This window comes from Komagataeibacter rhaeticus (assembly GCF_003207855.1).
Taxonomy (GTDB): domain Bacteria; phylum Pseudomonadota; class Alphaproteobacteria; order Acetobacterales; family Acetobacteraceae; genus Komagataeibacter; species Komagataeibacter rhaeticus.
The window spans coordinates 1-26,289 of record NZ_NKTZ01000026.1; the positions used below are offsets into that span (position 1 = coordinate 1).

Genomic DNA, 26,289 nt, shown 5'->3' on the forward strand with positions numbered 1-26,289 from the left:
CTTCATTGGCTCCATATTGCTGGGGCTGCTCATCGGCTGAAGTGTCATACCGCATATCGGGCATTTCCCAGGATGCGCTTCCCTGATGTCCGGATGCATTGGACAGGTCCAAACGGCGCCAGATGTGGACGGATGCGGACCGTCCATCTGCTGTTTACCTGACATGCGATCTCTCCCGATGGGTGCAACAAAGGTGAGGAAGAAGGGAACGTCTGTGCCGGAGATTCGGAAACCAGCGGTACAGCGGCAATCGAGTCGATGAATGAAGGCGGGCTGACGCTGTTATCCGACCGGTAGCGCACGGCATCCATGGTGTGACGCGCACTCGCTCTGCGCGATGCTTTTGAGGCCGACCCGCATATTGTCCTGATCGAACTGGTGCACTCGTTGGCCCGCCATTTATAAGTGCCCGGTAGCCTACCTGACAGGGTTGCCGACGGATAACGCTGGCAATTTTGCCCCGTTTTGCCGCCGGAGGTCGGCTTACGGCCACGACATATCGGTCCTGGGCAGACGTCCTTCATCGTCAATGACGATCACGCGGGAAGGCAGGTCGCCTGACCACTTCCAGAAGATGAGATTTTGGTCGTTTTTCGTCGCTCCGGGAGCAAAGCTCGGAACGATGATGCCAGTTATTTTATTGGCGATGAGTGTCTTTGCCAGTTCCCATGATGGTGGCATCTTGCCCTGGTCGGCAAGATCTTCCCAGGGACAGGCGAGGGCAGAGGAGGAGAAACCGAGATTATCAAGATTGGGCGGGTCGGTCACATCGAGGACGGGTTCGCTATCGACGTCATAGGCACAGATGGTCAAAGGCTGAGGCTTGAACGGGAAGCCTTGCTGGGCTTCGAGCCAGGCAGTCTCCATCCGCAGTGATGTGTAAAGGGCAGGTGTGCCGACCGGGTTGAACCGACCTCCATAAAGCGCCGCACCATCGCCTGATAATGGGGTGAAAGACCAGCGGGGATTGTGAGCCCTGAATACCCGTCCGGTAAACCTCACGCGTAACCGCCGGTTGCAATCCGATCGAGATAGCGCCGGACGGCATTGGCGCGTCCCTCCCGGACGAGCGCCTCGGCAGTCTGATCACCGAAGGAGGGCAGCGGCTGTGACCGGTACCATGCGAAAGCCTGTTGGGCTGAACCTGCCCATGGCCTGACGCGATTGAGGATCTCGACCATGTCGCGCAGCCTCGCCTGGGTGGCGGGGCGGCCGATGCGGGCACTTTTGGAGACGGCATCGCGGGACAGACCCAGGGTGGCAGCCAGTTCGCCACGAGTGATGTGCAGCATGCTGCTCAGCCGTTCGGCCGCGATCAGTCCGGACGGATCGTAGGCATCGGAGAGAAACGTGGTCTCAGACATGATAGATTGCCTCACATATTGACCATAGAATGGGATTATATATGAGGCTGTCTGTCTATGACAAGGATTCCAATTGGACATGCCCATGCGCTTTGGCATGGTCACTCTGTCATGCAGCGAGACGGGGTATCTCACGGTCCACCAATCGCAAGTATCGTTGGTTGCCTTCCCCCGCAACCATGAATAAGTCCTTCATAAGACACGAGAAACCCGCCCTAACACGGCGGGTTTTTTGTTGCCTGAAATCCCGCGCAGGAAACACATAGGAAACAACTGGAATTAAAAACGCACGTAGTTTCGCCGAAAAACACGTATGCGTGAACACCGGAGCGAGGTCATTTGGGCGGGAACAGATTCGCCGTCATGAACTCGACGAACACCCTGAGCTTCGGTGAGAGATAGGGGCTGTTCCAGACGGCGTCCGCGCGTGAGCCGCACGTCTCAGGTCCGCCCAGTCCAGCAGGGCCATGAAGACCGGGCCAAGTGCCTTGCCAATGTCCGTCAGGCCATATTCGACTTTAGGCGGGACCTGCGCATGGACTGTGCGGAAAATGACTTTTTCCTGCTCCAGCGCACGAAGCTGCTGGATCAGCATTTTCTGTGAAATATCCGGTATGGCCCTTTGCAGGTCTGAAAAGCGCATGACCGGCCCCTCAAAGAGCCAGGCCAGAATCATCATTTTCCATCGGCCTTCGAGAATGCGAAGGGCGCACTGCATATCGGCGGCCGAACTGGACCGGGGGCGTGCGTTATAAATGGTTTTCGTATCTGAATCCGGCATGGTTACCTTTTGGTGGGTAATGGACTTTTTTGTGCGTTCTTGTCACGACGGCAGCACCATAGCACAGAGAAAGGCGCAACTGCGGTCCCGGCTGCCCCCCTTGGCTGAAGGAAACACCTGCTATGACCATGCGCGCCTGGCGCTTCGACGCTCTCTCTTCTCTCAATGACCTTTCCGTGCACAATGAGCCGATGCCCGCGCCTCAGCGCGGTGAAGTTCTTGTAAAGGTGCGTGCTGTCTCCCTAAACTATCGTGATATTGCCCCCACTCTCGGTCGCTATGTCTGGCCAGCGAAGCCTGGGCTGATCCCATGCAGCGACGCTGCGGGGGAAATCGTCAGTGTCGGCGAAGATGTCACGGTTTTCCGCCCGGGAGATCGGGTTGTCAGCAGCTTCCATGCCCGCTGGCTGGGCGGCAGACCGCCTATCGGCTTGATGCTGAAAAGCTACGGCACCGGTTCGGATGGCTGGCTGACCGAATACAAGGTCGTCTCGCAGGAAGCGGTGGTGCCGCTCCCTGGGAGTATCTCGTTTGAAGACGGGGCCACCCTTCCCTGTGCGGCCGTGACGGCCTGGAACGCACTTTCGGGCAGTACCCCCATGCGAGCCGGACAGACGGTTCTCACGCTTGGAACGGGTGGTGTTTCGATGTTTGCGGTGCAGCTTGCCAAAGCCGTGGGTGCGACCGTGATCTCGACGACGTCCAGTGCGGAAAAGGCCGAACGGTTGAAGGCTCTGGGAGCGGATCATATCATCAATTACAGGGATGTTCCGAACTGGGGGCGACACATCAAGGATGGGATCATCAGTGGAACAGGCGTGGATTGCGTCGTTGAGGTCGGTGGCCCTGCCACGATCAACCAGTCTCTCGATGCTGTACGCTGGGGCGGGGAAGTTGTGCTGGTCGGCTTCCTGAGCAGTGACAATCCGGGAATTGACTATTTCCATCTCAAGGGCAGCGGAGCGGTTGTTCGCTCGGTTGCTGTCGGTGACAGGCCGATACTGGAAGACCTTATGCGTGCATGGACGGCGTCTGGTCTGAAGCCTGTGATCGACAGTGTGTTTCCCTTTGCTTGGGCAAGGGCGGCATTTGACCACCTCATGACTGGTAGCCACGTTGGGAAAATCGTCATTACCCTCTCGGACTGACCCACGCGAAGGTGGTTCTGTCATATTGTGAGCAGCATCAGAACGGCTACCGAGTTGGGTACGAATTCTTCGACGCCGTTGCAAACCAGATCCGCCACGTCCTGGATCAGCATGTCCCCTGACGCGCCCCGACGTCGCGGCATTCTGTGGCAGTGGGGACATATCGGCGTCGAACGTGCTCATAAGGAGTATCCAGCGTTGCTTGACGAGTTCAGGATTGGTGCCCAGAATACGACGAAATATTCAGGTTTTCTAATCGCATTCGGGAGCCATCATGGCAGAGCGCCGCCACGCGCAAATTTCCTCGCGAAAACAACCGCAGCAGGCTCGCTCAATGGAGCTGGTGGAGTCCGTGCTGGACGCCGCTGTTCAGGTTTTGGCGACCGAGGGTACGCAGCGTTTCACCATGGCCCGCGTCGCCGAGCGGGCCGGCGTGAGCATCGGTTCGCTCTACCAGTATTTCCCCAACAAGGCCGCCATCCTGTTCCGGCTCCAGACCGACGAATGGCGGGAGACGACCGCGATGCTGCGCAATACGCTTGATGACGCCAGCAAACCACCGCTGGCGCGTTTGCGAGTACTGACCCATGCTTTCATCCGTTCGGAATGCGCGGAAGCATCCGTCCGTATAGCACTCGACGATGCTGCCCCCCTCTATCGGGATGCACCGGAAGCCGCAGAAGTGCGACAGGCGGGGAATGACATCCTCCAGCGCTTTATGCGCGAGGTCCTGCCGAACGCCACGAACGACGAGCGCACCCTGGCAGGTGACCTCATCAGGACGACTTTCGGTGCGGTCGGCAAGACGTTCTCGGAGACACCCCGAAGCGACGTGGAAATCGCAGCCTATGGCGATGCCATGGCCAATATGTTCGAAGCGTATCTGCTCCGGCTCTCCGGAAGCATCTGATCGGAATCTGTCATCGGAAAGTCGGCCGCTCCGCGAACGTCAGAGCATCTTTCGGCTCAGTCAGAAGACGCCCAGCCCCGCTTTCACTCATTTGTGAAAGTGGACAAAATCGCGCCCCGGTACCTTTCCGTCTGTTTCCCATGTGTTTCCTGCGGTGGAAATTTGGACGCAAAAAAGCCGCCTCAGAGGGCGGCGTTTTTGTATCATATTCAGTATGTTCGGTATGGTTGCGGGGAAAGGCAACCAACGATATTTGCGATTGGTCGACCGCGAGATACCCCGCCTCACCGCATGACAATGCCAGTAATGCATGGAGACATCAAACCGGGATCCTTCTCACAGGCAGTTTTCCTCATATATGACCCTATAATACGGGCAATATATGGGGCAATCCGTTATGTCCGAGACTACGTTCCTCGCCGACGCCTTCGATCCGTCCGGGCTGATCGCGGCGGAACGGCTGAGTCATATGCTGCACATCACAAGGGGTGAACCAGTTGCTACGCTGGGCCTGCCATGTGACGCTGCCTCTAAAAGTGCCTGCCTTTCCTCCCGCCTGAACAAACCAGAGCCTTCTCCAGATCAGGTCGCAACACCTCAGAATTCACAGTCCGGGAAAGGGCCTCCAACTGGATGCCCAACCCGCTCAGGCGAGCAGGACGGTCTTCAACATCAAAGAAACCGGGCTGTTTCATGCCCCCTCATTACAAGACCAGAGGGCGCATCATATCCAAAAAAGTTTTTCGAATCTTCCAGCTCCACAAAGGAGCTGGAATCTCATGTAATAAACTGTCGAAAGCAGCCCTTAGCCGCGGGCTGGAGGTGCTGACGGCGGAGGCGGCGAAGGCGGCGGCGCAGCTTCGACGGGCGCAGGCGCCGGTGGGGGCTTGTGGTCCGCGCAAGCGGCGAGCATCGGCAGAGGAATGGCAACGGCTACAAACGCCGCATTACGGAGCAGTCTGTAACAGGACGATGTTTTGGATGGCGCGGACATCTGTTATTCCTTTGTTAAGGCCCTGATGGCCAGTAAATATTTAGGAACATCACTCGACAGAAAGTCAAACTACTATTCACGTCATACTGAAAGATCAAGGAGTCGTGTTGCGTGTCTACATCATGGTGGCAGAACAAGTCATATTATAACAACTCCTCAATGATCGGAACAGTAGAACGCGCCATGGGCCTATGGGTTGCCGCCGCTCGCCATTGCGCGCTGGCGGCGGTGGTGGCTCTCTCCGCCTGTACTACCACCCCGGAGTCTGCATCGACCGAGATAGGGCGCGCTCTCAACGTCCCGGCCTCTGTCACCGCGGGGAGGGATATGCTCAACACCGACCTGCTGAAACGATTTTACGACCTCCATGACTTCGAGCCAGTATGGGACAGCCATCCCGCTCAGGCAAAGGCCGTCCTGAAGGCCATTGCCCAAGCGGGCGACCAAGGTCTGGACCCCGCATCGTTTCACGCCGACCTATTGCGGCATGACAAGAACCTGACACCGCTTGAGCGTGAACTTCTGCTGTCGGACGCAGCGCTGTCCTATGCCGACGCTCTGGCGCACGGGGCCGTGCCGCCGGAACGACGGGCCGACAATCAGGCCCTGGTGCCCGCTGCGGTCGATGTCGCCGCCGTGGTGAGCCAAGCCCTGGACGCCGCCGACCCGGCGGCCATGCTCGAAAGCCTGGCCCCCACGACCCCGGGCTATCGCGCCCTGCAACAGGCATTGCAGACCTGTCGTTCCGCAGGACCGACCGAGCGGCGCAAGGTCCTGGATTGCCAGCACAGGATTGAGGTCAATCTCGAGCGCCAGAGATGGCTGCCACGCGCGATGCCCGCCGATCGCATCGTGGTCAACGTGGCGGATGAACGGCTGGTGGCCTATCGCGATGACCGGCCGGTACTGTCCGCCCGGGTGATCGTCGGGCAGGACACGCAGCGCGACCAAAGCCCGGAATTCCAGGCGGTAATCGAAGCGAGCCTGTTCAACCCGCCCTGGGTCGTTCCGAAAGACATCGTTACACGTGAGATGTTGCCCAGAATCAGTCGCGATCCGAACTATCTTGCCCGCAACAGGATGATCATGCTTCCCAACGGAGAAATCGAGCAGATGGCGGGACCGGAAGCTGGACTGGGCCTGCTGATGTTCGACATGCCCAACCGCTTTGACGTCTATCTTCACGACACGCCCGACCGGTCCCTTTTCAACCGCGTCAACCGCCGCATCAGTCATAGTTGCATCCGGGTGCAAAATCCGCGGGAACTGGCGGCCCTTTTGCTGAAGGAACCCCTCAGGACCGTCGATCAGGACATCGCAACCGGCAAGACGACACGTCACACCCTGCCGATGGGCGTGCCGGTGTTCGTCATTTACCAGACCGCGTTCGTGGACGAAAACGGCATGCTGCGATACGCGCCTGATTTCTACAACCGGGACCCTGTACTCTGGAATCTGTTGCATAGACCGCCGCGAAGCACCCGTGTCTCTACCCTCGCAATAGGACCGGCCTATGTGGGAGGCAGCAGCCGTCTAACGTTCAACGCCGCAGGATCATTCAACGCCGCAGGATCACATGTGTTCTGAACGCAGCGCCGCACGGCTGCGTCTCTGTAAATCTGGCTGTCATCGCAAGGAAAACTGGCAGTCTTAGAAACGGATTCATGATCGCAATGAAAGTGTCTAATGCCTTGACTAACTCCGTATGATCCAGCACCAGCATCTGCAACCGCTGGCCGCTTCAAACCTGGGGACAAGTTTCTCAACTTCCTAGGTGTTTAGTCCTGGGGTTTGATGGTGTGGTATTTTCACGCGAGTGGAAGGAAGCATTATGGGACAGATACGTCATGGCAGCGCCACGACCACGCACGCGGTGCGAGCAGCAATACAGCGATCGCAGGCTTCACTCTCGGCGCTGAGCGAAAAGTTCGGGATCAATCCAAAAACCGTGGCGAAATAGCGGAAGCATCCGACTGTCGAGGATCAGAAGACCGGTCCCAAAAAGCCGCGCTCACCCTGACCGAACGCGCGGTTCATGCCATGGCGCTGAAGGCCCATGCGCCCCCTGCCATTGCCGATCTGGCCGGTCAGGCTGCGGATGCCATGATCCCCGCTGGCATACTCCATGCGGCAGCGCATTTCGCCGCAACGCGGGCCATGCGTGTTGCCATGGCAGATGCAAACCGCCTTGCCTTCAGGCAGGACGACATCACGACGGAGCACTTCCACCGGCCTGTGCAACGCATGGCCCAGCCCACACGGACACCCGCCAACCAGAACCTCCTCTCACCGCATCGGCAGAACCGGCTTGACCTCAACCATCATGAGGCGCCTGCCCATAACCGCAAGGCGGGCGGGCATGTGCTGCTAAAACACGTTGACCCGACCGAGGCATATATCGAGCGCCGGTTTACAAAGGAGAGACATCCGGCCATTTCATTCTTCATCTCGAAGGAAGAGGCTGAACGTGCTATTCACGCAGTGCTGCGGGATCATTTCCATAAGATTGATGCATGGCTCATGGACGCCAGAGATGGAAGTTCAGTTCACGTTGAAGGACATCTTTCAGGCAGCGGGGCTATTGTTGTCGAGAACACCGATCGGGTACGCAAAGCTGCGCGATATATAACGGTTACAATTACTAAAAAAGAACATAATGGGATGATTTACTATGTGCAGACTGTTAGACTTAAATAAATTTCGTATTTGTAAAATATTTAAGCGTCTGGATGACCTGGGCGCCAGTTCTTTAGGCGAAGATGCCGATATGTTTGGAGATACGCTGGAGGAAGCAATCCAGTGCGGACCGCGAACGCATGACCTTCCGTTCAAACTGCAAACGATCGCCGAATTAAAAACTTTACTGGCCTGCACCGATGCGGAAATCGACCATGTTACCTGGGCCTTGATCCGCATAGATCCCACTGCTGATGTTGAAGAACCACCCAACTGGGGTCGTTTTCCCAGCCTACGCGCATTCTGGTCTGCCGTCCTACATGCCTTTGAACATGATCCCGAGGTGCAGGAACAAGGAGACACCTGAGCCGGATAAGCAGGTTATCCGCCAATACTTATGTAGAAACGCATGTTGATCCGACCAAGGTGTATCTCCGGAACCGGTTTATGAAGGCGCACTGTCCCGTCATTTTATTTTCAACTTAAAAGTAAGAAGAACGCAGATTGAAATATATACTTATGTAAGAGGGACTATCGTCGTTCAGTATGTAGGTCGGAAGCGCAGTAATGCATAGCGCATCAAAATTTCAATTACAAAAAAGAACACAATGGGATGACATATTATGTCTATACCGTCCAACTTAACTAAATATGATCTTCATGATATGTTTCCTCGTCTAAGCGAACTTGGAACCATTTCTTTAGGATAGGATGCAGATACTTTCGGAGATACTTTGGATGAAGTCATTCAGGAGGAACCGCAAACCCGAGGACTCTCATTCAAAAAAGAAACGATACGGGAACTGCGCACCTTACTGGCCTGCACCGATGCGGAAATCGACCGCATCAGTAAAGCTTTGCTTGGTATCATTCCAACAGTTGAGCCTGAATGACGCGCCCCCCGAAAATGTGCCCATTTTAAAGTAGAGTCCGATCGAGAAGGATACGGACGGATGAAACGCAGTCGCTTTACGGAAGAGCAGATCATAGGGATCCTGAAGAAACAGGAGGCTGGGCTGAAGGTCCCTGATCTTTGCCGAAAACACGGGATCAGTGACGCAACTTTCTACAAATGGAAGACCCGCTATGGTGGTCTTGAAGTGTCCGAGGCCAAACGGCTGAAGGCGCTGGAAGATGAAAACAGCCGCCTGAAACGTCTTCTGGCGGATGCCATGCTGGATAATGCAGCGCTGAAGGAAATCGTTGGAAAAAAGTGGTGACGCCTGTCGCCAAGCGGCAGGCGGTCGACCATATTCGCGGTGTTCTGGCCCTGAGTGAACGCCGTGCCTGTGCGCTTGTCGGTCTTGCCCGCCGTGTTGCGCGCTATATTTCGACCAGGGCGGACGATGTCGTCCTGCGCCAGCGTCTGCGGGAACTAGCGGGCCAGCGGCGCCGCTTTGGATACCGTCGCCTGAGCTATCTTCTGGCGCGGGAAGGCCTCACACCCAATCATAAGAAGCTGTTCCGCCTCTATCAGGAGGAGGGGCTGAAAGTCCGTCATCGGGGAGGCCGAAAGCGAGCATTGGGAACGCGTTCTCCCATGACCGTCCCCCAGGAACCTGGGCAGCGTTGGAGCCTGGATTTTGTGTCCGACGCCCTGATCTGTGGCCGCCGGTTCCGCATTCTGGCTGTTATCGACGATTTCAGCCGGGAGAACCTGGCATTGGTTGCCGACACATCGCTGTCAGGCGGACGTGTGGCGCGGGAACTGACAACTCTGGTGGAGCGATATGGCAAACCCCTCATGATTGTCAGCGACAACGGGACGGAATTCACATCCCAAGCCATTCTGAAATGGGCCGACGGGATGCAGGTCGAATGGCATTATATCGCCCCGGGGAAGCCGCAGCAGAACGGGTTTGTCGAAAGCTTCAATGGCCGGCTCAGGGATGAATGTCTCAACGAAACGCTGTTCACGTCCCTGACGCACGCCCGCCAGATTCTGGCTGACTGGCGGGAAGACTACAATACGGTACGCCCACATTCCCAACTGAATGGCAGGACACCGGATCAGGTCGCCAGACAAGGGTCTCGGGGGCATGCCCCCAAGACCCTTGCTATTCCATCAACTCCAAGCCATGAAAAACGGGAACTCTCCTTTTGAGTGGATACAAAAAGGGGGGGCACGTCAGATGACATGAAGACCTGTGCGTGTTGGAGCATAATGCTCATAATCCTTGCCGAGTCTGCGGCATCGTGTAGTTCATGCGAAAGATCGTTCAACGACCCATCGGCATGGCAGCAGGACAAAGCCACGTACGTTTGGCCTCGGGCAACCTGACAATTTCAGGCGATTCCCCTGGGTCCGTATAGCCCTGAATTGTTAGACGCCTTGAGCATTCAAAAGCTGTTTCCGTAACTTAAAACTGAGGGCACGTTCGGGACGCCGCGCGGACATGGCTGGCCGAGCGGGAGGCCGATCTGCTGCCGGTCGGGTATTTCCATGTCGTCTTCACCCTACCTGCGCGGATCGCCGAGGCGCATGGTCGCAGCGTGGCACAGATCGCCATCGCCTGGCTGCTGCACCGCAAGGTGGTCACCAGCGTCATCATCGGCGCGAAACGTCCAGACCAGTTGCAAGACAATATCGCCGCGACCACCATCACGCTCTCGCCCGAGGACCTGACGACGCTGGACGCCGTCAGCGCCCTGCCGCCGGAATATCCGGGCTGGATGATCGAACGGCAGAGCAGCTATCGCGCCGGCGCCAAGGCGGGGGAGTTGCCGAAAACATCGTAGTACGCGCAGGGGCCGACCGACGCCGGGAAGCCCCTATTCGGCCTCAGCCCGAAGGTCGTCCGGGATCTCCTGCCGGAAGAACGGCCCCCGGCTGAGTCGTCGCCCAAGGGCGGCCACGAAGGCCTCGTAGCGTTCCGCCCCTTGCGCCCGCGCCGCCGCTGCGGCCGGTTCCGGCAAGGGCGGACTGACCGTCATCCAGTAGCGGATAAACAGCGCCAGCGTCTCAAGGCTGATCCCGAGATCGCGCTCCATACGGACGACCTGCCGGTCGAGACGGTCCAGCCTGCGACTCATCCTCGGCCCAGCGAGCGGACCCATAGGTCGCGGCCCGCTTCGCCTCGCGGGCGCGGTGGACGGACAGCGCCACCGCCGCAGCAAAAGCCATTACCCCGCCCGAGCCGGCGATCCAGGCGCCGCGCGCGAACACCGCCGGGGCGTAGGCGTCGAACTCGTACCACCACCAGAAGAACAGCGGCGGGGCATAGACTGGCCAGCGATGCAGGACCGTGAACCACGGCCGGCCGAGTTCCGGCTGGAAGGCCAGCGCCCAAGCCGTCCATTGTGTCGCCGTCCACCAGGACAGCACGATCATGGACAGGACCAGCAGCGCCTGTCCCCACTGGATGCGTGTTCCTGGCTGGTCCATCGTGTCCTCCCCTTGTCATGGGAGACAGCGAAGAACCGGCGCTTTCCAGGGCGCAAGCATGATCCGGCACCCCTCGTACCCGAGCGGGCAGGAGCGAAGAAATACTTGCGCGTTGCGGGCTACAGCCAAACCCGCCCATCATGCGCAGGATATCTCTCGGAAGGAGTCGAGCCATGACTGGACCGCAGAACCCGCCTCGGTCTGACGACGCCGTTGATCAACTAGGCACGGAGGAACGGAGGAAGCTCGACCCTGTGATTGATGCACTGAACGCATTGCACTTGCAGCACGGCTTCCTGAGCGATGAATTCCCGACGCTTTGAGCCGGGCGATCTCCACTTGAATCGTGCATATGTCGGACATTTATGGTAGAAACGTCCGACATAAGGGAGACTCCGATGGCACATACGAGCCGACAGCAAGGTGCTACCAAATCCGGTGTGACTGCACCGGCCAGCATCGGTCCTGCTGCCCGCCCGGCGCGCCGGCGTGGGAAAACCAGCCAGCCGACCGTGGAAAGCGACATTATACGGGTGTTCAAAAGCAAGGCGTTCGCGAGCCTGATGGCGCGCGATCCGTCGGTTGCACGCGCGGTTGTCTTCCTGACGCACCAGGGTGTCGTCACCGGCGTCCGCTCGAAGAAGATTTCCACGCGTGTCGATCCCGGCGTGATGGATGCAGCCCGGAAGCGGTTCGGACTGACCAACGATGCCGACGTCATCAACGCCAGCCTGGCAATGGCGGCAGCGCCAGATCGGTTCAAGGCATGGCTCATGGAGAGCCAGGACACGGTCACGGACGATTTTGAACTCGCGGTATAAGCATTCATCGTGAAGACGCCAGCAGGATCGCGCGGCAACGAAACCGCCGCCGACATTGCACGACAGCATGACCCCGACGCCTATGCACGGGCGATGGCACGCCGACCCGACACAGAGCTTCCGTTCGACATCACGGCCCAGCCGCCGGACCTGCCGGTCATGCTCGACACGAATTTCTATCTGCGACGCCTTCAGGGAAAGCTCGCGCCGGATCTGGCTGCCTTCGTGGCCAGCCGGAGGATTCTGCATAGCGGCGTCGCATGTAGCGAGCTTGCCATCAGCGCAGGCATCCTCGATCCGACTCATCCCGCCACGCCGCACAACCGCAAAGTCGTGCTGGATATGCTCGACACAATCGACCGAACGGATATCGTGGCCCCCAGCGCGGAAACCTGGGCCGAAGCGGGCATGATCGCCGGTATTCTGGCCCGAACGCAGCATCTTGCAAAGCCCAAGAGCACGCTGACGTCAGCGGAAGCGTGCTGCCAGGAGGGCCTGCGCCGGAAGCTGATTAATGACACCCTGCTCTTCCTCAGCGCCCGCGAGCAAAATGCCATCCTGGTGTCGATGAACCGTCGCGATATGGATCTTCTTCTCCGTTTTCGGCCGGACACCAGCGTTCTGCTATTCCGCTGATGGCGGCACGGGAACCAGAGCGAACAAAAATTGAAGTGAGAGCAGACATGATTTCTCGTCACATTTCGATTTTCTTCTACGGCCTGTTCATGGATGCGGATGTTCTTCGGACGAAAGGCTTTGAACCCGCGAACCCTCGACAGGCTGAGATCGCGGGAATGGCGCTTCGTATTGGAAAGCGCGCTACTCTTGTCCCTGACATATCTGGTTCAGTGCATGGAATAGTCATGGACCTGACTCACAACGATATCGACCGTCTTTACGCCGACGAAAGCGTCGCCTCATACCGGCCAGAAGCTGTCTTGGCCCGCCTCTCCGATAGCACAAGCATCGCAGCCCTTTGTTTCAATCTGCCGATACCTCCGGAAAGAGGCGTCACCAACGATGAGTATCGCGAAAAACTCCGCGAAGTTGGCCGCAAAGTCGGTCTTCCGACCGGATACGTCGACAGCGTGTGAGAGCAATGCGACGGATCAGCACGACACCCGAAGGTAATTACAACCCTAATCCCCGCTTGCGGGCAAATGACCAGTCAATCCCGCCATCGCCGCGCATGATACCCGACACCTCTCGACCATCAATGGCAACCGGGCGCGCGGCACCGGCATCCTCAACAATGAGATGTATGTCGGAAAATTGGTGTGGAACCGCCAGCGCTTCATCAAGGATCCCGATACTGGCAAGCGCCAGGCCCGTCCTAATCCTGAATCCGAATGGGTGATCCAGGAGGTGCCGGAGTTGCGGATCGTCGATCAGGATCTGTGGGACGCCGTCAAGGCGCGGCAGGCCAGCGTCAGCGCCAGCCGCGACACACGCGACACATCCTCGCCCGATCATTTCCGCGAGAAACGTCGTCCCCGTTACCTATTCTCTGGCCTCAGCAAATGCGGCTGCTGTGGTGGCGGCTACTCAACAAGCTAGGAATATGTGAAGCAGCGTGATCGGATCGTTCGGCGCCAATGTCGGACGGTCATGGCATGTATCAAATGCGGCATCGGCCGGGTCGGCGGCCGACGGACGGGTGATCCTCGCCACACCAGCTGTGTCCACACAATTCAGCGCCGCAGCCCTAGCAGGCTCAGCGATATAAGTCGCCATGGCACTTGCTTCGGCAGATGGAATCGCACAGGTGAAGGCGCACATCGCACCAAAGGCATGCCCGACTGCATATTTGCCTTCGATGAAGCGGTTTACCCCATCATGACAATAGCGCCAGCGTGCCTGCGCCGTGCCATCCAGCTTCTTGAACTCGACAACGAAGTGCGGTGTGCCCGGCGCGCCGAGGATAACGCGAATATCGGCGCGGGCAATCCGGGTGGTTGTGCCATCGGCCGCACGCCGCAATTCCCAAGTTTCCGCCTGGAAGTCGCAGTCCATCCGATTATCAAAACGGCGCTCTGGGTCGGCGAGCGCCTCGCATAGATTGTCTGTAAGCGTCGGCTCGTCCTTATCAAAACCGATCGCACCGACATAGCTCGTCCGTAGCCAGTCCCAAGTCTGGCCAATATAGGCCAACACATTTGGGATACGTGGTGCTGGGAAAACAGTGAACCAAGCGTCAGAAGGCGTGGCGGTCATCAGGTGCGCTTCTCCCATGCGGCGGCCTGCACGGTGCGCGTGATCAAATCAGCATCGGCGAGCGCCGTTCTTGCCAGCCAGAACCGTCGCCGCATCGGCTTGATGAAATAAAAAGCGTTTCCTACGATCGTCATTGCATTAGGCATCCGGAACAAATTCTCACGGTCCGTTTGTTTTAACTCGCTGCGGAACGCCACTTCGATGTCATCTAATAGCCCACGAAAAACCTGTTGCGACCGTGCAATCACAGCGCGGTCTTGATCGCGGCTCAAAGCGACGCGGATCGCCCCGAAGAAGCCCGAGGCGCCGTCAATGACCACCTCCACATCAAGAGCGCCTTGTCCGCCCGTCCGGCGCCGCGTCGCCTTGAGCTCGCTTGCCAAAATCCTTGTATAGTCGGCCACCTCATTCCTCGTCGGGCGGTGTAGAAGTGGTGTCGCCAGTCGCGCATAGTCCTGCGGCTGGATGGATGCAGCCACGGTCCTAACCGTGTCGCGCACCAGCAGACGGTCGCTTTCGGACATCTGAAAATAATCGAACACCAATTCGTCGAGCGTATCTCGCATTGCTGCATAGGTATGGTCCCGCTGCCATTCCTCGACATCCGCCATCGCATCGAAGCGCATGCAAACCTCGTCGATGATCGCGCGCGCCTTATCCGGCGTGGGGTGGCGCTCAGGTCCGCAAAAAGGAAAGGCTTTAAGATCTTCAATCGCAACACGCGGGCGCTCGCCGATCACCGAATAGCCGGTCATGATGAGGAGGAAGGTCGTGATCGGTGATCGTAGATAAGCGGCAAGGAACTTGACCAAGGAGGCATCCCGCTTGGGACCACCAATCGCACCGATCGACGAGGTAAAGGCAAACTCCTCTTCGGTATAGACGACCCGAACCCCATATTCGTTGGTAAGGCCGTCGGTAAGAATGACACGCGGACCATGATAGAGGCGACCGTTCTTCCCGCCAGGACTTGCCACGATCTGATAGTGATCCCTGACATGATCGAGTTGCACGTCGGACGCGATCACTGGATAGTCGCGCGGCATACGATCGGCAGGCAGAAAGGCGAGCGGCTCGAGCAGGCCAAGCGTGCGATTGGGATTACTCTGGTTCGGTGCATGGAACCCCTTACCAGAAACCCAAGGCTCTTCACGCTTTGTCATAAATTGGCCAAGGTTACCAAACTTCGCCAGTCGGCGCAGTAGGTCGAGATCGCGCCGCTCCCCCCAGTAAGCCGAAATGAGCAGATACGGTTTGGTGTAGATATCGCGCGCGGTAAGCAACTTACGATCGATCGGATGTAGCGCTAATCGGCCGAGCGCCAAGCTGACATCGGTCTTCGGTGCCCAATATTCGACGAGTTCGTCGGCGAGCGAAATGACGCCTTCGCCTGGCGGTCTGGGTCGGGCACGTACTACCGCGCAGGGATGTTTGGCTGCGGCGAACAACAGCCGCCGGACATCAGCAAAATTAATGATCCGCTCGAGTTGGACATCCTCGATCCAGCGCTGGCGAAAGGTATTCGACTGGGCTGTAGCGCCCGCGATTAGATTCAGTGGCATAATCAGCGCGATCACCCCATCAGGTCGTACTGACTGCGACGCCCGGAAAGCGAATCCCGCAGCGATCTGCCGGCGTCCCACAGGGTAAGGTGGGCATTGCTCGCCGCACCAAGCCTCCCAACTTGGCTTCTCGTCGTCGTCAGACTCGCGCCAGGGTGGATTACACAGGAAGATGTCGAACCTGCGTTTGCCTGCGAAGGGATTATCAGGAGAGAAGAAGTCCCCCTGTTCGGTTCCCTTCTGAATATTTCGGTCAGTTCCTATCAGGTTGGGTAGCTTCTGGCCGACGTCAGACTGGAGTAGCGAGATATCGACCGGGTCCAAGCCTTCGAGCAGTGAGAGATATAGGCTAAAGGCCGTAATCCAGCACGCCGTCTCGTCAAGATCATTTCCAAATATATTGGCCCGCATCAAACTAACGCGCTCCTCGAAGCGGAGCTTGCTCCCACGCGCGACTTCGGCGCTTCGCAGCATCTTACGAAAGGCCGTCGTCAGAAGAATGCCGGAGCCACACGCACCATCGTAGACGGTGCATTTCTCAGCGCTGGCGAAGCTTTCGAAGGCCTGCTCGGTAACGAGATTGGCAAGGTGGCGGGGTGTATAGTAGGCACCGAGCGCACCTTGACGCTCCTTGAGCAAGGTCTCGTAGATGCCGGAGATCAGTTCGACCGGAATATGGCTGAAATCATAACGCCAGAGCGATCCTTGGCCTGTCTCGGAATCCACAGCTTCAAGGAAGAGGTGGACGGCCCGAAACGCCTGAGGGCTCAGATTAAACCATCTGGGCGCACCGCCGTCGCGTGAACTCAGAAAGTCCCCATTGAAGTCCTTGCCGAGTTGCTGAAGATAGGCGTCGATGCCGGCACCATCGCGACCGGAGATGTAGGCCTCAAGCACGTCAAGCTTATGGGCTTCGCGGTAGGCAGGCCCAACGATCCCACGCTGCTCAAGATAGCAGAGAAAAATGACCTGAGCCATCAGCGCTTCGGCTTCGGTTGCATCAAGGTCGGCCTTGATCAGCGCACGCACCACCTCACGCAGATTGACAAGCAGTCGCTGGTCGACGCGTGCCTCGGGCTCAAACCAGTCCGAAAGGCGATCCTTGATGAAGCCCGACTGGAACTCATAGGCCGACCACGCACCGCGCGCGACAGCATCGCTGCGCAGCAAGGTGTCGGGCTCGGCCTCGCGATCATTGACCGAATAAGCCGTCATGGCTTCTTCATCGACAACCAGCACCACTGAGGCCAAATTCTGATTCCAGATCTTCTGCCTAATTTGCTCAACCCGCTTTTCGGCGTTCTCCTCCAGACATGTGCCATCAAGGAAACAGATAGTAGGTTGATCCCCCACACAGAACACGGCGGACGCGCCGATACCACTGGCCGGGGCCAGCATCTCGTCGATCTCGGCAGCATAAGGCCGGATGCAGGGGCTCTCGCCGACGCGAAAAAGGTCTTCCCCAAAGTCGGTGTAGGATAGAGCGCTCAGCCAGTTATCAAGGACAGTCATCGCGAGCGCCTCATTCGTAGGGAACGGGTCATTATCTTATCGCTCGTACGGGGAAGAGGGGGAGTTGGCGCATCGGCGCTGGCATGCCAAACTGCATCGAAAGCAAGTCGAGATGAGGGTCAAGGGTCAGAATCAGGCAATCACCTTTTTCGGCTAGGCGGCGGAGTGCTCCGAGCGGCAGGATGTCGAAGCCGCCTCCTGGCTCCAGAACCAATGCAGTTTCACGCAATGCCGGGAACGAAATTTTCGCTAGTCTTACGGAAAGAGCCAAGAATAGAGGCTTTTGTGACTGCAGTTCGATATGAAATCGTTCTTTCAGAACGACAGCGATGCGCAGAAGCAACACTGACTGCCAAGCAAAGCGCGCACGCGTACCCGGCCCGCTTGGCTTCAAATCGGCTTGGATCAATCCGCGGCGAGAGGTCCATTCCCGGAGCTGATCGCTTGTCAGCCCGGTCAGTTTCTGAACCTCGCTCGCCTGTATAAGCCGCATTCTCGTCGCCCAATAGGGTTTCTCTAAGTGGGCATGATACCCGCTTTACCCACCCAAACGGGTATCACACCCGCTTGGGTGGGTAAAGCGGGTATCGCCCATTATTCCATCTACATCGGATTGACGGCGCCTCTGCGAGCGACTTCCATGTGGTCATGTTCTTGTATGCTCAGGTCGTCATAACGCGAATCTCCTGCATGAAAATTCACTGGCATTTACCTACCAAAGTTCCGTAGTTCCGCCGCTTGCATCTTGGAAGTCCACTTCTATCCGTTTCAGTCTTCATTCTCCTCTAATCAGTGAGAAGCTCACCCGCCGTGCCTTCGCAAACCCTCGATCCGTAGCCATGAATCGCTCCAACATGCGACGCGACGAAACCGTCATAGTCGCCGCCCGGCACCCGCCCCTCGAACCGGGCCTCTTCCAGATGACGGCTCGGCCGATAGATACCTCCTTCGGCCATACCGGCAATCGCCCGATCAGAAGGGCGCCCAGCGCTGTCATGCACATGCGGATGGCCGGTATTGTGGTGGTTGACCGCAACCCAATCGAGTTTCGTGCCGAGATCGGCTTCGACCTGCGCCATCAGGTCGCGGGTGTAGCCCGTCAGGTCGGCGAGATCCCCGGCATCCTCCGGCGAAACGATGAACCGGAACTGATGCCGGTCATCCTGTCCGCGATCGAGAAAGGCATCACCATCGGCGCGATCCTCGGTCCCTGAATACAGCCGCCCCCGCTCACCGTCGCGGGCGGTACCGTCGCGCTGGATGTAGCGAAGATGGGCGGCGGCCCTGCCATTCCGTCCGGCAGCGCGGACGGAGCGGGATTTGACGATGACGCGACGGGTGCCCGGTCGGCGATGACTCCAGCCATTCGAGAGGTTCCGGGCGCGCACGAACGTCGCGCCCCGTCCGCGCCGCACACCACGCCTGGAGGCAATGCTTCCCTCCCCTTTCGACGCACGGCTGGAACCGCCGCCTCCGGTCCGCCTTCGCCCGCCGCTCGCCGCCTGCTGCTGGCGCGTAATCGGAGACACGCGCCAGGCTGCCGGATTTCTCGTGAAGATGGGGAATCTCGAACAGCCAGCCCTGCGGCTGATGCCCGGCATGTTTACGGGCGACGCGGTAGAGCCAGCGTTCGATGCCGCCCGTCAGGCGGAAATAGGCCGGGTCGATGGTCAGGACCAACGAGCGGTCGATGACGCCGCGATAGAACCAGTCCGGCAGGACGCACTCCATGCCCTCGACACGGCCGTCGCGAGTTGTCCGTTCCTCCCATTCGTTGATCCAGGAGAACTGGTGCCGGCGCCAATGCTCACCGTTGCGGATGGTGGTGCGGATCACGGTCGATTGCAGCCGGGCGAATGCGGCCTTGAGCAGGCGATAATCCCGTGCGCCCGTGGTGCGGCCGACGGCCGTCAGAAGCTGGTATGGGGTGAAGCGCAGAAAGCGAGACGTCCTGAGGCCGCCATTCTCGGCCTCAACAATCTGCGAGGCGGCCCAGATCAGCACGTCGGCGTCCCAGATGGTTGCCATGCCGTGCTCGGCCAGGCCATGAATCTCGACCCGCTGGCCACTGGCCTCGTAGAGGATCGGGGCGACCCGCTTTGCCTTGGAAAGCGAGAAGAACGGCCGCTCCATGAGATCGCGCTGGTCGCGGGGGCTGGCATCGCCTCCCGCGATCACGAAGGGAGCAAGGCGCAGCCGCTCGCTCTCCCGCCCGTGCTGGCCGCGCTGCGGCATGACGCCGGCCATTCAGAGGGTCGCCTTTTCGGCCGGGGTCAGCGGGCGGGCTGGGAAGACACGGCAGGGTGTCTCGTCGGTCGTGGACCTGCGGACGCCGTTCTCGGTCCAGCCCTGAAGGTCGTCGAGGGTATAGACGATGCGGCCGCCAATCTTCCGATAGGTCGGGCCGGTGCCGTAGGTGCGGTGCTTTTCCAGCGTGCGGATGGAAATACCGAGGAAGCGCGCCGCGTCGGGCGTGCGCAGGAAACGGGGCGGCAACCCCGTCTTGGGATCGAGCATGATCGGGCCTCCGGTTGGGTTCGGCGGCTGTCGGCAACGACAGCGGACCATGGCGAACCGTGGCGGAGGATCAGCGGTCTGGAGAGTGCCGGAATTAGGGGGGGTGATTCCGGCACCCCGATGGGAAATCTTTATCGAAAACGATCACTATGGCGACAAAGCGAAAGATCCACGACTTCCCCACCGCACACGTAAAATTAAATAGCTCCCATAACCCTATTGTAATATCTTACCACTTCAGAATCCATATCCCTTAAAAAAATGGAAAACATTTGAATAGAGTGAGATCTTATAGAATCTTTAGTAAGTTTCTGCGTGTCACTATATTTTTTATGTAAGTAAAAAATTATCTTAAATACGAATAATTCATAAAAGTGTCCAACACTAAATCTCGGAATATCAATTCTTTTCATAGTTCCCCTGGGAACTCTTCTTCTACCCGTTGATAATGCTGCAACCCTTACCGCTTTTCTAATTTCATTGGAATTTAATTTTGGCAAAAGATGATCTGTTTTATGATCAATATATTGCCCCAATTTATCTCTATCTATGACTTTTTGTCCGATAGAAAACGCCAAGAAATCAGCATAAGAAAAAAATCTACTATCGACCACAAAATTCGAAATAAATTCATTTACTTCATGTGAAATATTATCTTCCTCATGAAGGGATGGACATAAACTCAAAAATGTATCAACTACTATTTTTTCATCATATATATCATTTTCGTAACTATAACCATATGTGTATATGACAAAATTGCTTTCGTACAAATTTCCATAAAATTCGTCATAATCTCTATCTATTGCAACTATAGTATTGAGCAAGACTCCCCTTTTAATGTCTTCAATATAAGAAATAAGATTTATCTTACTCCCACGAGGAAGAAATTTACATTTCAAATCGGGACGAAGTGCTCGAAAAACTGCCTTCCAGAATGCAGCATCAAATGATACGAATTTTTCTCGCTCTATGTCTCCGCCCTCAGTATACACAATAAAATCCACATCGTAAAATAGGGATCTATTCTGCTGACCCTGCAAAGTTCTTTCGAAGCTCATAACAGTTTTTCCAAATTAATCGTTCTATCTTTATATGCTCCGACGATATCAGGTGAATGAGTTGCAAAAATTACCTGCGAATTAGGATTTATTTTTTTCAAACTTGGAACAAGATTTTCTTGCCAATCGATATGGAGTGACAATTCAGGCTCATCCGCCATAAATATACATTCATTTTTTCTCTAAAGAAGACCCTCTCCGAGAATAATAAATAATTGCTTTTCACCGAATGACAAGCTTGATATTGGTATTTCGTTATTACTTTCATCTATAAATATAGGCTCGTTTCCAGAGTTTATTTCTATTTTCTTCCTAAAAAGAAGCTTGTTCATTATTTTTTTGAAGTCTTCTTTAGGCTGGTATATTTCCTTTCTTTTACCTAGCAACTGATGCCACTCATTAACAACATCATGAATTCGCACAGTATCCGTCAGAACAAGGAAATCTTCTGCATTTAATGGAGAGTTCGGTTCATAATTTTTAATAGCTCTATCCATTTTTTTTGCAAAACTATCTAGTTTCGCTGAAAATGTATGTGTCTTTATTTTAAAATCCAGCAACATGCCGCGCAACGCTGCCTTTTCTTCATTTGCATCAAGCGACTGAACGGTTGATATTCCATCGAACTTTGACGGCGAAATCAGTGATAATAGATAAACCTGCTGGAATTTATCAGTTTCTTCCGCAGACATTTTGTCCAACGTCGAAAAATAAACACCGAAGTTTCGTGAAACTTGATGCATTTTTTTAGAGACTGTTTCAAAAGTCTAAACGTTTGAAAAAGTTAGATTAGTGTCCCGTCTGCACCACCGACGCCTTGCGTTTTACGAGGCCATATCAGAAGGTATTCATCTGGCGATCTGGTTACCATAAGGACGGCACAGCGTGGGTATTCCAAGCGATCCACTCTTGGACATCATTCGACGGTCCATAGCCAACTTGGAATTCATCGAAGCGAATTACGAGACCCACGCCCTGTATGAAGTGACCCAACTCGTGAATACGTTCTTGGGTGCGCTCATTCATCCCTTTGAGAAGTCGTCAAAAGGGAAGCAGTTCATTGAACATTTCTCGAACAAACCAGTCCCGATAGACGTTCATTACAAGATTATCTCAGAAGGAAACATTTCCTATTATGGATTTTTAAAATGCATTCGTCATGCTCTAGCGCATGGAAATATCAGGTATAATCCTGATAAAGTCAAACGAATACAGTCTATAGATTTCTGGAACAAAGAAGATAATAAGAAGACGTTCAGATGCACGATTTCCGTATATCAAATGAAACGTCTTCTTGTTGACTTCAAAATCTGCCTTGAACAGATATATAAATAATTACATCTCCACAATCAGGCTTATTGAATGTCTTCAATTGCACCAGTTATATGGCCTTTACTCTCTTCACATGCTTGCTGGTGTAGCATATCACGATTAAACGTTGGCCATTCAAAGGTAACTTTGGAGAGGCCGGGAGATGGATCAGCAAACGGTATTGCAGAAATACTAAGTTTTCCATCATTTTTGAATGCCCGAAGAAAACTTAGTGCGGCATCTTTGTCGAGATTTAGTTTGAAACTATCATGATCAACGGGAGATTTTATCATGATGCCATGATAAAATTTCTGCTCGTAAGAAAATAATACCGTAAAAGTCTGATTAGACTCTCTTCCTTTTATTTGAGACGACGAAATTATAAAATCAGCATCTTCTCCATTTGACATAATAGTGACTGTATTATCAGCATCGCCACTCATGCTATTTCGAGTTATACAAAGAAAATTTCCCCCATCGTTTCCTACTATCTGAGTGCTTCCATCAGAAAAATGATAGGCTTTCATACCAGCGTCATCAGCATAAGCCGGAGACAAAAAGGAAGCTCCTATTACAGGATAAATGAATATTTTTTTCATTGTTGTGGCACGCTACTTCCAATTTTATTCAAAACGTTTTTTAAATATCCAGCCGCTACATTCCCGGCAGATAGAAATTGGATATGAGTAGCATTAATTCCCGGCTCAATGTAGTTTTCACCATTTCTGGTTAGTCTGACATTGTTTGCCTCTCCAGAAATTATAGCTATACAAATTGTATCGGTATCTAGCGTGTTTGTTTGGTAAGGATTGCATTTAAGAAGTCTCTGCCGAACCTGAACACTTAATGATCGTGGATTAAACCACACCCTTTTGTCGTCATCATTCATATCAATAAGGTTACAGGAGTTTAAATCCCGACAATAAGGACTTCCTTTTACATTTACACTTTTCCCTATTGCATCTGCCCCGTAGGCAAGAAAGCTTCCAACATCAAGCGCATTACTATATGCAGCTTGTGCAGCATTATTTTTCTGCTCCTGCTGTTGTTGCTGCACTTCAGGATCAATACGCTGTGTCCAACCGGGAGCAGGCCCATTATTTGCAACGCAATCCTGAAAATGCTTTAGGTCTTGGCTAAAATTCGGCCATGATATATTTACGTTTCCAGACTCTACCCACTTTTTCCTTTTACCGGAAGAGATTAGTTTCCCCAACAAACCTGATGTATTGTTGTTTTCACTTACGTCTTGGAAATATATTTGGAGGCTTATGGCCTGCTGCGACGTTAACTGAGCTAAAAATGCATTGTAATTATCCGAGTTCATATCCAATTGGTATAGGTGCTTTTCATCATCTTTCAGATCATGACCAATTCCGCCCCATGGTTGATTTTGATATGAAAATTTAAACTGAAAGTCAGAGTTAATATGCTGGTTAATATTCCTCAAGATACGAATATCCATATAATAATTAACAGGATATTCAAATAAATATCTTGGAGCACTCCCTTTTTTTGAAAAAAAGTAGAGTTTTTCATTAGAATTTTCTATAATGCATAAGTCGGGTTGTGTTGATCCAGATATCAATGTTGTACCATCCGGATATTTATAATATATGTCTCCCGCATAGGCGTTCTGGACGAACAATCCCATACCTACGGCTAAACAGCCTCCTATAACGCGCCTCATAGCGTCACCTTATGCATAGGAGTTTGTCCAGATACAGGAGCATCAGCCAGCGTAGCTGCCACCTTATAGAGCAATCCATGCTTCTGTGCGGTCCACGATACGCTCCGCCTTCCTCCGGGGAATGTCACTGTGCCTGTGCACTGCCTTGTTCCATCAGGGTCTACGGATTCATTGGATACCTGCACTACTACATGAGACGCAGATTGTCCTACGAGAGGAGCTATCTGCTTTGCGACGCTATGCGTGACCAGCAATTTCCCACATACAGACGTAGGAGAAGAGTCTACAGAATCAGCGTTTTCCTGACGTTTGTTCATTTCATGGGCTGTAGCCATGGCTGCGCCGGTTCCGGCCGCACTGGCTGCGGCAGAATGGGCCGCTGTGCTGGCCAGAGAACTGATAATGCCAGCGGCATGCGATTTCACAGGAAATGATGGCAAGGAAATAGCAGTGGCTGCAATTACCAGACCATAACCTGTGAATGAAATATATTTATTAATTAAATATTTATTTGTTTTTTGATTAATCATTGTTATTTGATCTTTATCGCTGAGAATGACCCCTTTAACTCACGAGCAATCCTGATGTTTTTATCTCTCGCCAATCCCGCAATTAGGAACAAATCAATCAAAGACCAAATGCCAAAACCTCCTAAAGTAATAAGTTTGATTACACCCAGCATAGTATCTCCGATATAAAATATATCTATACCGAAAAATCCTAGAAAAGCACTCAGGCCGAATGCAATAACTGGGTTTTTACCCTGCTCTGTAAATGAATTAATAAATTTACCTCTAACTTCGTCAGGTAAAGACCAAATTATATTTTCGAGTTCCAACAGAAAAGACTTCTGATTCATCCGTTTAATACCTCGTTTTTTGTCCGACCAAGGACATGAAAAGATGCTCCCCCTGACGCCCGCTTGGCGTCAGGTGGTTGGTCGCAACGATAACGAAGTGAACGCTGCCCTGCTTATTTCCCATTACAGCGAACGAGTGCCCCCATTCACCGCATTGGCTCAGCAGCCGGGTGTTATATTCGCAGGCCACCCGACCAAGGGGGAGCCACTTCGTTTTTCGTGCGCGACCAAGCGCTACAGGTATTCTATCGGAATAGTGCTTTTTAGGCAAGTTCCTCGTGAAATGAAATTAAGATACCCCTTTATATGTCTTTATCATACCGCTTAGCAGTATAAAAGTTTTTTATTGAATATATCTAGAATTTATGAGAGTTTAACTTATATGACGATAAGAACAGATTGATGTTTATGTTTTTATTATTGTGGAGTATTTAGGAGTATATTTTTAAAATGTATGATACTGATTTGACAGATCAGCAGTGGGAGTTGCTAGAGCCTTATATTTTCAAGGCAAAACCGGGAGGTCGTCCTCGCTCAACCAATGTGAGAGAAGTGATCAACGCAATTTTTTATGTCCTGAAAAATGGCTGCATGTGGCGCAGCTTGCCGCGCGATTTCCCGCCATGGCAGACCGTTTACCGGTATTTCCGTCATTTAGGCACATCGAAAGAGGTGGTCCCCATTTTTCGGACAGGGCGATAAGCTATCATCTGGCCTGAACGAGGACGGGTTTTATGGGCAAGGTTACGCGGAAACGGTATGCGGCAGAGTTCAAGTCACGGGTTGCGCTGGAGGCGATCCGTGGGGAACTGACGCTGGCGGAACTGGCTTCGAAACATGGCGTGCATCAGACGATGATCGCCCAATGGAAGCGCCAGGCGATCGAAGGCATGGCAAGCCTTTTTTCTGGTAAGTCAGTAACGGAACCTTCAGTCAGCCCTGCTGATGTAGAGAAACTGCACGCCAAGATCGGCCAGTTGCTGGTGGAACGGGATTTTTTGCGGGATGCCTCTGCTCGGTTGGGCGTGATCAGAGGCGGCAGATGATTGACCCGAAGAGAGCATGCCTGCCGATAATCCGGCAATGCACGCTGCTGCAACTCAACCGGTCGGGCGTCTACTATCGGCCTGTGCCACAGAGCGAAGCCAATCTGGAGCTGATGCGGCTGATCGACGCCCAGTTCCTGGAAACGCCGTATTATGGCTCACGGCAGATGACATGGCATCTGCGCCGCCAGGGACATGAAGTGGGCCGCAAGCGGGTCCGGCGGCTCATGGCGATCATGGGCCTGCGGGCGATCTACCAGAAGCCGCGCACGACCGTGCCCCATCCGGAGCATCGGAAATATCCATATCTGCTACGGGATCTGGTCATCAATCGGCCTGACCAGGTCTGGTGTTCCGATATCACATATATTCCCATGAAACGGGGATTTCTCTATCTCGTGGCGATCATGGACTGGTTCACGCGCAAGGTCCTGTCCT

At 54.5% G+C, this 26,289-nt stretch carries 30 protein-coding genes and 9 pseudogenes; 18 read left to right on the forward strand and 21 right to left on the reverse strand.

Annotation, left to right across the window (positions count from 1 at the left end; translation table 11 throughout):
* The 4 genes from CFR78_RS16460 to CFR78_RS14240 form a co-directional block, all read right to left on the reverse strand.
* Positions 1-165: heavy metal-binding domain-containing protein (locus CFR78_RS16460; protein WP_338075348.1), on the reverse strand; the 165-nt coding region annotated here is incomplete at its 3' end.
* 318 nt (positions 166-483) lie between these two features.
* Positions 484-1,002, reverse strand: a complete 519-nt coding sequence (locus tag CFR78_RS14230) for an RES family NAD+ phosphorylase (protein WP_084149726.1) — start codon at positions 1,000-1,002, stop codon at positions 484-486.
* Positions 999-1,364 carry an antitoxin Xre/MbcA/ParS toxin-binding domain-containing protein gene (locus tag CFR78_RS14235; protein ID WP_034931951.1) on the reverse strand — a complete coding sequence of 122 codons (366 nt, stop codon included), beginning with the start codon at positions 1,362-1,364 and terminating at the stop codon, positions 999-1,001. Before CFR78_RS14235 ends, CFR78_RS14230 begins: the two co-directional genes overlap by 4 nt.
* Positions 1,365-1,725: 361 nt before the next feature.
* Positions 1,726-2,145: a winged helix-turn-helix transcriptional regulator gene (locus CFR78_RS14240; protein WP_084149725.1), complete on the reverse strand. Its 420-nt coding sequence runs from the start codon at positions 2,143-2,145 to the stop codon at positions 1,726-1,728.
* Positions 2,146-2,267: 122 nt separating this feature from the next.
* Here CFR78_RS14240 and CFR78_RS14245 point away from each other — a divergent pair, with 122 nt between their 5' ends.
* Both CFR78_RS14245 and CFR78_RS14250 read left to right on the forward strand, forming a co-directional pair.
* Positions 2,268-3,293: a zinc-dependent alcohol dehydrogenase family protein gene (locus CFR78_RS14245; protein ID WP_034931949.1), complete on the forward strand. Its 1,026-nt coding sequence runs from the start codon at positions 2,268-2,270 to the stop codon at positions 3,291-3,293.
* A 274-nt stretch (positions 3,294-3,567) separates the two neighbouring features.
* Entirely contained in the window at positions 3,568-4,203 is a 636-nt protein-coding gene (locus tag CFR78_RS14250) for a TetR family transcriptional regulator (protein ID WP_034931948.1), read from the forward strand.
* Between the two features lie 542 nt (positions 4,204-4,745).
* Here the strand turns inward: CFR78_RS14250 and CFR78_RS16465 are convergent.
* Positions 4,746-4,898, reverse strand: a pseudogene (locus tag CFR78_RS16465) (IS5/IS1182 family transposase); the annotation flags it as partial.
* Between the two features lie 626 nt (positions 4,899-5,524).
* Here CFR78_RS16465 and CFR78_RS14270 point away from each other — a divergent pair.
* The 6 genes and pseudogenes from CFR78_RS14270 (at position 5,525) to CFR78_RS14300 (ending at position 9,977) form a co-directional block, all read left to right on the forward strand.
* Complete coding sequence (locus CFR78_RS14270) at positions 5,525-6,784, forward strand: L,D-transpeptidase scaffold domain-containing protein (RefSeq protein WP_181417546.1); 1,260 nt, start codon at positions 5,525-5,527, stop codon at positions 6,782-6,784.
* A gap of 244 nt (positions 6,785-7,028) precedes the next feature.
* Positions 7,029-7,154, forward strand: a pseudogene (locus CFR78_RS14285) (IS481 family transposase); the annotation flags it as partial.
* 287 nt (positions 7,155-7,441) lie between these two features.
* Positions 7,442-7,894, forward strand: a complete 453-nt coding sequence (locus CFR78_RS14290) for an RNase A-like domain-containing protein (RefSeq protein WP_258366176.1) — start codon at positions 7,442-7,444, stop codon at positions 7,892-7,894.
* A complete protein-coding gene (locus CFR78_RS14295; RefSeq protein WP_240471449.1) occupies positions 7,869-8,240 on the forward strand; it encodes a hypothetical protein in 372 nt (123 codons plus the stop codon). The genes CFR78_RS14290 and CFR78_RS14295 overlap by 26 nt, the downstream gene beginning before the upstream one ends.
* 367 nt (positions 8,241-8,607) lie before the next feature.
* Positions 8,608-8,766, forward strand: coding sequence for a hypothetical protein (locus CFR78_RS16385; RefSeq protein ID WP_156953886.1), 159 nt, complete (start codon positions 8,608-8,610; stop codon positions 8,764-8,766).
* 60 nt (positions 8,767-8,826) lie between these two features.
* A protein-coding gene (locus CFR78_RS14300; protein ID WP_085948976.1) for an IS3 family transposase occupies positions 8,827-9,977 on the forward strand; the annotation gives its coding sequence in 2 pieces (ribosomal slippage) (positions 8,827-9,085 and positions 9,085-9,977; 1,152 coding nt in all).
* Positions 9,978-10,001: 24 nt separating this feature from the next.
* Here CFR78_RS14300 and CFR78_RS16470 read toward each other — a convergent pair.
* A pseudogene (locus CFR78_RS16470) lies at positions 10,002-10,227 on the reverse strand (IS5/IS1182 family transposase); the annotation flags it as partial.
* 34 nt (positions 10,228-10,261) lie between these two features.
* Here CFR78_RS16470 and CFR78_RS16755 point away from each other — a divergent pair.
* Both CFR78_RS16755 and CFR78_RS14310 read left to right on the forward strand, forming a co-directional pair.
* A pseudogene (locus tag CFR78_RS16755) lies at positions 10,262-10,349 on the forward strand (transposase zinc-binding domain-containing protein); the annotation flags it as partial.
* A 17-nt stretch (positions 10,350-10,366) separates the two neighbouring features.
* The gene (locus tag CFR78_RS14310) at positions 10,367-10,612 is read left to right on the forward strand and encodes an aldo/keto reductase (RefSeq protein ID WP_034931944.1); all 246 of its coding nucleotides are present in this window, start codon (positions 10,367-10,369) and stop codon (positions 10,610-10,612) included.
* Positions 10,613-10,645: 33 nt separating this feature from the next.
* On the opposite strand, the pseudogene CFR78_RS14315 reads toward CFR78_RS14310, so the two are convergent.
* Both CFR78_RS14315 and CFR78_RS14320 read right to left on the reverse strand, forming a co-directional pair.
* Positions 10,646-10,906: pseudogene (locus CFR78_RS14315) on the reverse strand (CopG family transcriptional regulator); the annotation flags it as partial.
* A pseudogene (locus CFR78_RS14320) lies at positions 10,905-11,258 on the reverse strand (conjugal transfer protein TraG); the annotation flags it as partial. The pseudogenes CFR78_RS14320 and CFR78_RS14315, both read right to left, overlap by 2 nt.
* 398 nt (positions 11,259-11,656) lie before the next feature.
* Here CFR78_RS14320 and CFR78_RS14325 point away from each other — a divergent pair.
* The 4 genes and pseudogenes from CFR78_RS14325 to CFR78_RS14340 form a co-directional block, all read left to right on the forward strand.
* Positions 11,657-12,079: a hypothetical protein gene (locus CFR78_RS14325; RefSeq protein ID WP_146221300.1), complete on the forward strand. Its 423-nt coding sequence runs from the start codon at positions 11,657-11,659 to the stop codon at positions 12,077-12,079.
* Between the two features lie 9 nt (positions 12,080-12,088).
* A complete protein-coding gene (locus tag CFR78_RS14330; RefSeq protein WP_012553470.1) occupies positions 12,089-12,715 on the forward strand; it encodes a type II toxin-antitoxin system VapC family toxin in 627 nt (208 codons plus the stop codon).
* Positions 12,716-12,762: 47 nt separating this feature from the next.
* Positions 12,763-13,173 (forward strand): gamma-glutamylcyclotransferase family protein, encoded by a 411-nt coding sequence (locus CFR78_RS14335; RefSeq protein WP_167331800.1) that lies wholly within the window; start codon positions 12,763-12,765, stop codon positions 13,171-13,173.
* A gap of 112 nt (positions 13,174-13,285) precedes the next feature.
* A pseudogene (locus CFR78_RS14340) lies at positions 13,286-13,627 on the forward strand (recombinase family protein); the annotation flags it as partial.
* Here the strand turns inward: CFR78_RS14340 and CFR78_RS14345 are convergent.
* The 4 genes from CFR78_RS14345 to CFR78_RS16780 all read right to left on the reverse strand — a co-directional run bounded on the left by CFR78_RS14345 (position 13,625) and on the right by CFR78_RS16780 (position 18,244).
* Positions 13,625-14,293: a hypothetical protein gene (locus tag CFR78_RS14345; RefSeq protein WP_146221301.1), complete on the reverse strand. Its 669-nt coding sequence runs from the start codon at positions 14,291-14,293 to the stop codon at positions 13,625-13,627. The pseudogene CFR78_RS14340 and the gene CFR78_RS14345 sit on opposite strands and share 3 nt — an antisense overlap.
* Positions 14,293-17,367 carry an HsdM family class I SAM-dependent methyltransferase gene (locus CFR78_RS14350; protein WP_034931935.1) on the reverse strand — a complete coding sequence of 1,025 codons (3,075 nt, stop codon included), beginning with the start codon at positions 17,365-17,367 and terminating at the stop codon, positions 14,293-14,295. Before CFR78_RS14350 ends, CFR78_RS14345 begins: the two co-directional genes overlap by 1 nt.
* A gap of 31 nt (positions 17,368-17,398) precedes the next feature.
* Complete coding sequence (locus tag CFR78_RS14355) at positions 17,399-17,776, reverse strand: hypothetical protein (RefSeq protein WP_220032410.1); 378 nt, start codon at positions 17,774-17,776, stop codon at positions 17,399-17,401.
* A gap of 366 nt (positions 17,777-18,142) precedes the next feature.
* Positions 18,143-18,244, reverse strand: coding sequence for a DUF2274 domain-containing protein (locus CFR78_RS16780; RefSeq protein WP_167331799.1), 102 nt, complete (start codon positions 18,242-18,244; stop codon positions 18,143-18,145).
* On the opposite strand from CFR78_RS16780, the gene CFR78_RS16395 reads away from it, so the two are divergent.
* Positions 18,222-18,581, forward strand: coding sequence for a hypothetical protein (locus tag CFR78_RS16395; protein WP_034931932.1), 360 nt, complete (start codon positions 18,222-18,224; stop codon positions 18,579-18,581). The genes CFR78_RS16780 and CFR78_RS16395 overlap by 23 nt on opposite strands.
* Positions 18,582-18,597: 16 nt before the next feature.
* On the opposite strand, the gene CFR78_RS14370 is transcribed toward CFR78_RS16395, so the two are convergent.
* The 5 genes from CFR78_RS14370 to CFR78_RS16095 form a co-directional block, all read right to left on the reverse strand.
* On the reverse strand, positions 18,598-19,614 hold the full coding sequence (locus CFR78_RS14370; RefSeq protein WP_240471448.1) for a replication initiator protein A: 1,017 nt from the start codon (positions 19,612-19,614) through the stop codon (positions 18,598-18,600).
* Positions 19,615-19,884: a helix-turn-helix transcriptional regulator gene (locus CFR78_RS14375; RefSeq protein ID WP_025828231.1), complete on the reverse strand. Its 270-nt coding sequence runs from the start codon at positions 19,882-19,884 to the stop codon at positions 19,615-19,617.
* 197 nt (positions 19,885-20,081) lie between these two features.
* Positions 20,082-20,945 (reverse strand): DUF4435 domain-containing protein, encoded by an 864-nt coding sequence (locus CFR78_RS14380; protein WP_110581293.1) that lies wholly within the window; start codon positions 20,943-20,945, stop codon positions 20,082-20,084.
* Complete coding sequence (locus tag CFR78_RS14385) at positions 20,942-21,112, reverse strand: AAA family ATPase (RefSeq protein WP_305069192.1); 171 nt, start codon at positions 21,110-21,112, stop codon at positions 20,942-20,944. Before CFR78_RS14385 ends, CFR78_RS14380 begins: the two co-directional genes overlap by 4 nt.
* Before the next feature lie 15 nt (positions 21,113-21,127).
* Positions 21,128-21,637, reverse strand: a complete 510-nt coding sequence (locus CFR78_RS16095) for a hypothetical protein (protein WP_146221302.1) — start codon at positions 21,635-21,637, stop codon at positions 21,128-21,130.
* 193 nt (positions 21,638-21,830) lie between these two features.
* Here CFR78_RS16095 and CFR78_RS14390 point away from each other — a divergent pair, with 193 nt between their 5' ends.
* Positions 21,831-22,280, forward strand: a complete 450-nt coding sequence (locus CFR78_RS14390) for a HEPN family nuclease (RefSeq protein ID WP_110581295.1) — start codon at positions 21,831-21,833, stop codon at positions 22,278-22,280.
* A 20-nt stretch (positions 22,281-22,300) separates the two neighbouring features.
* On the opposite strand, the gene CFR78_RS16100 is transcribed toward CFR78_RS14390, so the two are convergent.
* From CFR78_RS16100 to CFR78_RS14395, 4 genes are read right to left on the reverse strand one after another with little or no spacing between them, the layout of a single operon-like run.
* On the reverse strand, positions 22,301-22,855 hold the full coding sequence (locus CFR78_RS16100; RefSeq protein WP_146221303.1) for a hypothetical protein: 555 nt from the start codon (positions 22,853-22,855) through the stop codon (positions 22,301-22,303).
* Entirely contained in the window at positions 22,852-23,946 is a 1,095-nt protein-coding gene (locus CFR78_RS16105; RefSeq protein WP_146221304.1) for a hypothetical protein, read from the reverse strand. Before CFR78_RS16105 ends, CFR78_RS16100 begins: the two co-directional genes overlap by 4 nt.
* The gene (locus CFR78_RS16110; RefSeq protein ID WP_146221305.1) at positions 23,943-24,476 is read right to left on the reverse strand and encodes a hypothetical protein; all 534 of its coding nucleotides are present in this window, start codon (positions 24,474-24,476) and stop codon (positions 23,943-23,945) included. Before CFR78_RS16110 ends, CFR78_RS16105 begins: the two co-directional genes overlap by 4 nt.
* Positions 24,477-24,478: 2 nt before the next feature.
* Positions 24,479-24,805 (reverse strand): TM2 domain-containing protein, encoded by a 327-nt coding sequence (locus CFR78_RS14395; RefSeq protein WP_110581296.1) that lies wholly within the window; start codon positions 24,803-24,805, stop codon positions 24,479-24,481.
* 450 nt (positions 24,806-25,255) lie between these two features.
* Between CFR78_RS14395 and CFR78_RS14400 the strand changes: the two are divergent.
* Both CFR78_RS14400 and CFR78_RS14405 read left to right on the forward strand, forming a co-directional pair.
* A pseudogene (locus CFR78_RS14400) lies at positions 25,256-25,456 on the forward strand (transposase); the annotation flags it as partial.
* An 83-nt stretch (positions 25,457-25,539) separates the two neighbouring features.
* Positions 25,540-26,289 (forward strand): annotated as a pseudogene (locus CFR78_RS14405) (IS3 family transposase); the annotation flags it as partial.

Bases quoted from the DNA above. Each gene is read 5' to 3' on its own strand.
- CFR78_RS16095 (WP_146221302.1), bottom strand. From the start codon at position 21,637: ATGTCTGCGGAAGAAACTGATAAATTCCAGCAGGTTTATCTATTATCA.
- CFR78_RS14235 (WP_034931951.1), bottom strand. From the start codon at position 1,364: ATGTCTGAGACCACGTTTCTCTCCGATGCCTACGATCCGTCCGGACTG.
- CFR78_RS16395 (WP_034931932.1), top strand. From the start codon at position 18,222: ATGCGACGCGACGAAACCGTCATAGTCGCCGCCCGGCACCCGCCCCTC.
- CFR78_RS14325 (WP_146221300.1), top strand. From the start codon at position 11,657: ATGGCACATACGAGCCGACAGCAAGGTGCTACCAAATCCGGTGTGACT.
- CFR78_RS14345 (WP_146221301.1), bottom strand. From the start codon at position 14,293: ATGACCGCCACGCCTTCTGACGCTTGGTTCACTGTTTTCCCAGCACCA.
- CFR78_RS14350 (WP_034931935.1), bottom strand. From the start codon at position 17,367: ATGACTGTCCTTGATAACTGGCTGAGCGCTCTATCCTACACCGACTTT.
- CFR78_RS14250 (WP_034931948.1), top strand. From the start codon at position 3,568: ATGGCAGAGCGCCGCCACGCGCAAATTTCCTCGCGAAAACAACCGCAG.
- CFR78_RS14375 (WP_025828231.1), bottom strand. From the start codon at position 19,884: ATGCTCGATCCCAAGACGGGGTTGCCGCCCCGTTTCCTGCGCACGCCC.
- CFR78_RS16780 (WP_167331799.1), bottom strand. From the start codon at position 18,244: ATGACGGTTTCGTCGCGTCGCATGTTGGAGCGATTCATGGCTACGGAT.
- CFR78_RS14370 (WP_240471448.1), bottom strand. From the start codon at position 19,614: ATGGCCGGCGTCATGCCGCAGCGCGGCCAGCACGGGCGGGAGAGCGAG.
- CFR78_RS14270 (WP_181417546.1), top strand. From the start codon at position 5,525: ATGCTCAACACCGACCTGCTGAAACGATTTTACGACCTCCATGACTTC.
- CFR78_RS14290 (WP_258366176.1), top strand. From the start codon at position 7,442: ATGGCCCAGCCCACACGGACACCCGCCAACCAGAACCTCCTCTCACCG.
- CFR78_RS14335 (WP_167331800.1), top strand. From the start codon at position 12,763: ATGATTTCTCGTCACATTTCGATTTTCTTCTACGGCCTGTTCATGGAT.
- CFR78_RS14240 (WP_084149725.1), bottom strand. From the start codon at position 2,145: ATGCCGGATTCAGATACGAAAACCATTTATAACGCACGCCCCCGGTCC.
- CFR78_RS16100 (WP_146221303.1), bottom strand. From the start codon at position 22,855: ATGAAAAAAATATTCATTTATCCTGTAATAGGAGCTTCCTTTTTGTCT.
- CFR78_RS14395 (WP_110581296.1), bottom strand. From the start codon at position 24,805: ATGAATCAGAAGTCTTTTCTGTTGGAACTCGAAAATATAATTTGGTCT.
- CFR78_RS14245 (WP_034931949.1), top strand. From the start codon at position 2,268: ATGACCATGCGCGCCTGGCGCTTCGACGCTCTCTCTTCTCTCAATGAC.
- CFR78_RS16110 (WP_146221305.1), bottom strand. From the start codon at position 24,476: ATGATTAATCAAAAAACAAATAAATATTTAATTAATAAATATATTTCA.
- CFR78_RS14380 (WP_110581293.1), bottom strand. From the start codon at position 20,945: ATGAGCTTCGAAAGAACTTTGCAGGGTCAGCAGAATAGATCCCTATTT.
- CFR78_RS14295 (WP_240471449.1), top strand. From the start codon at position 7,869: ATGTGCAGACTGTTAGACTTAAATAAATTTCGTATTTGTAAAATATTT.
- CFR78_RS16105 (WP_146221304.1), bottom strand. From the start codon at position 23,946: ATGAGGCGCGTTATAGGAGGCTGTTTAGCCGTAGGTATGGGATTGTTC.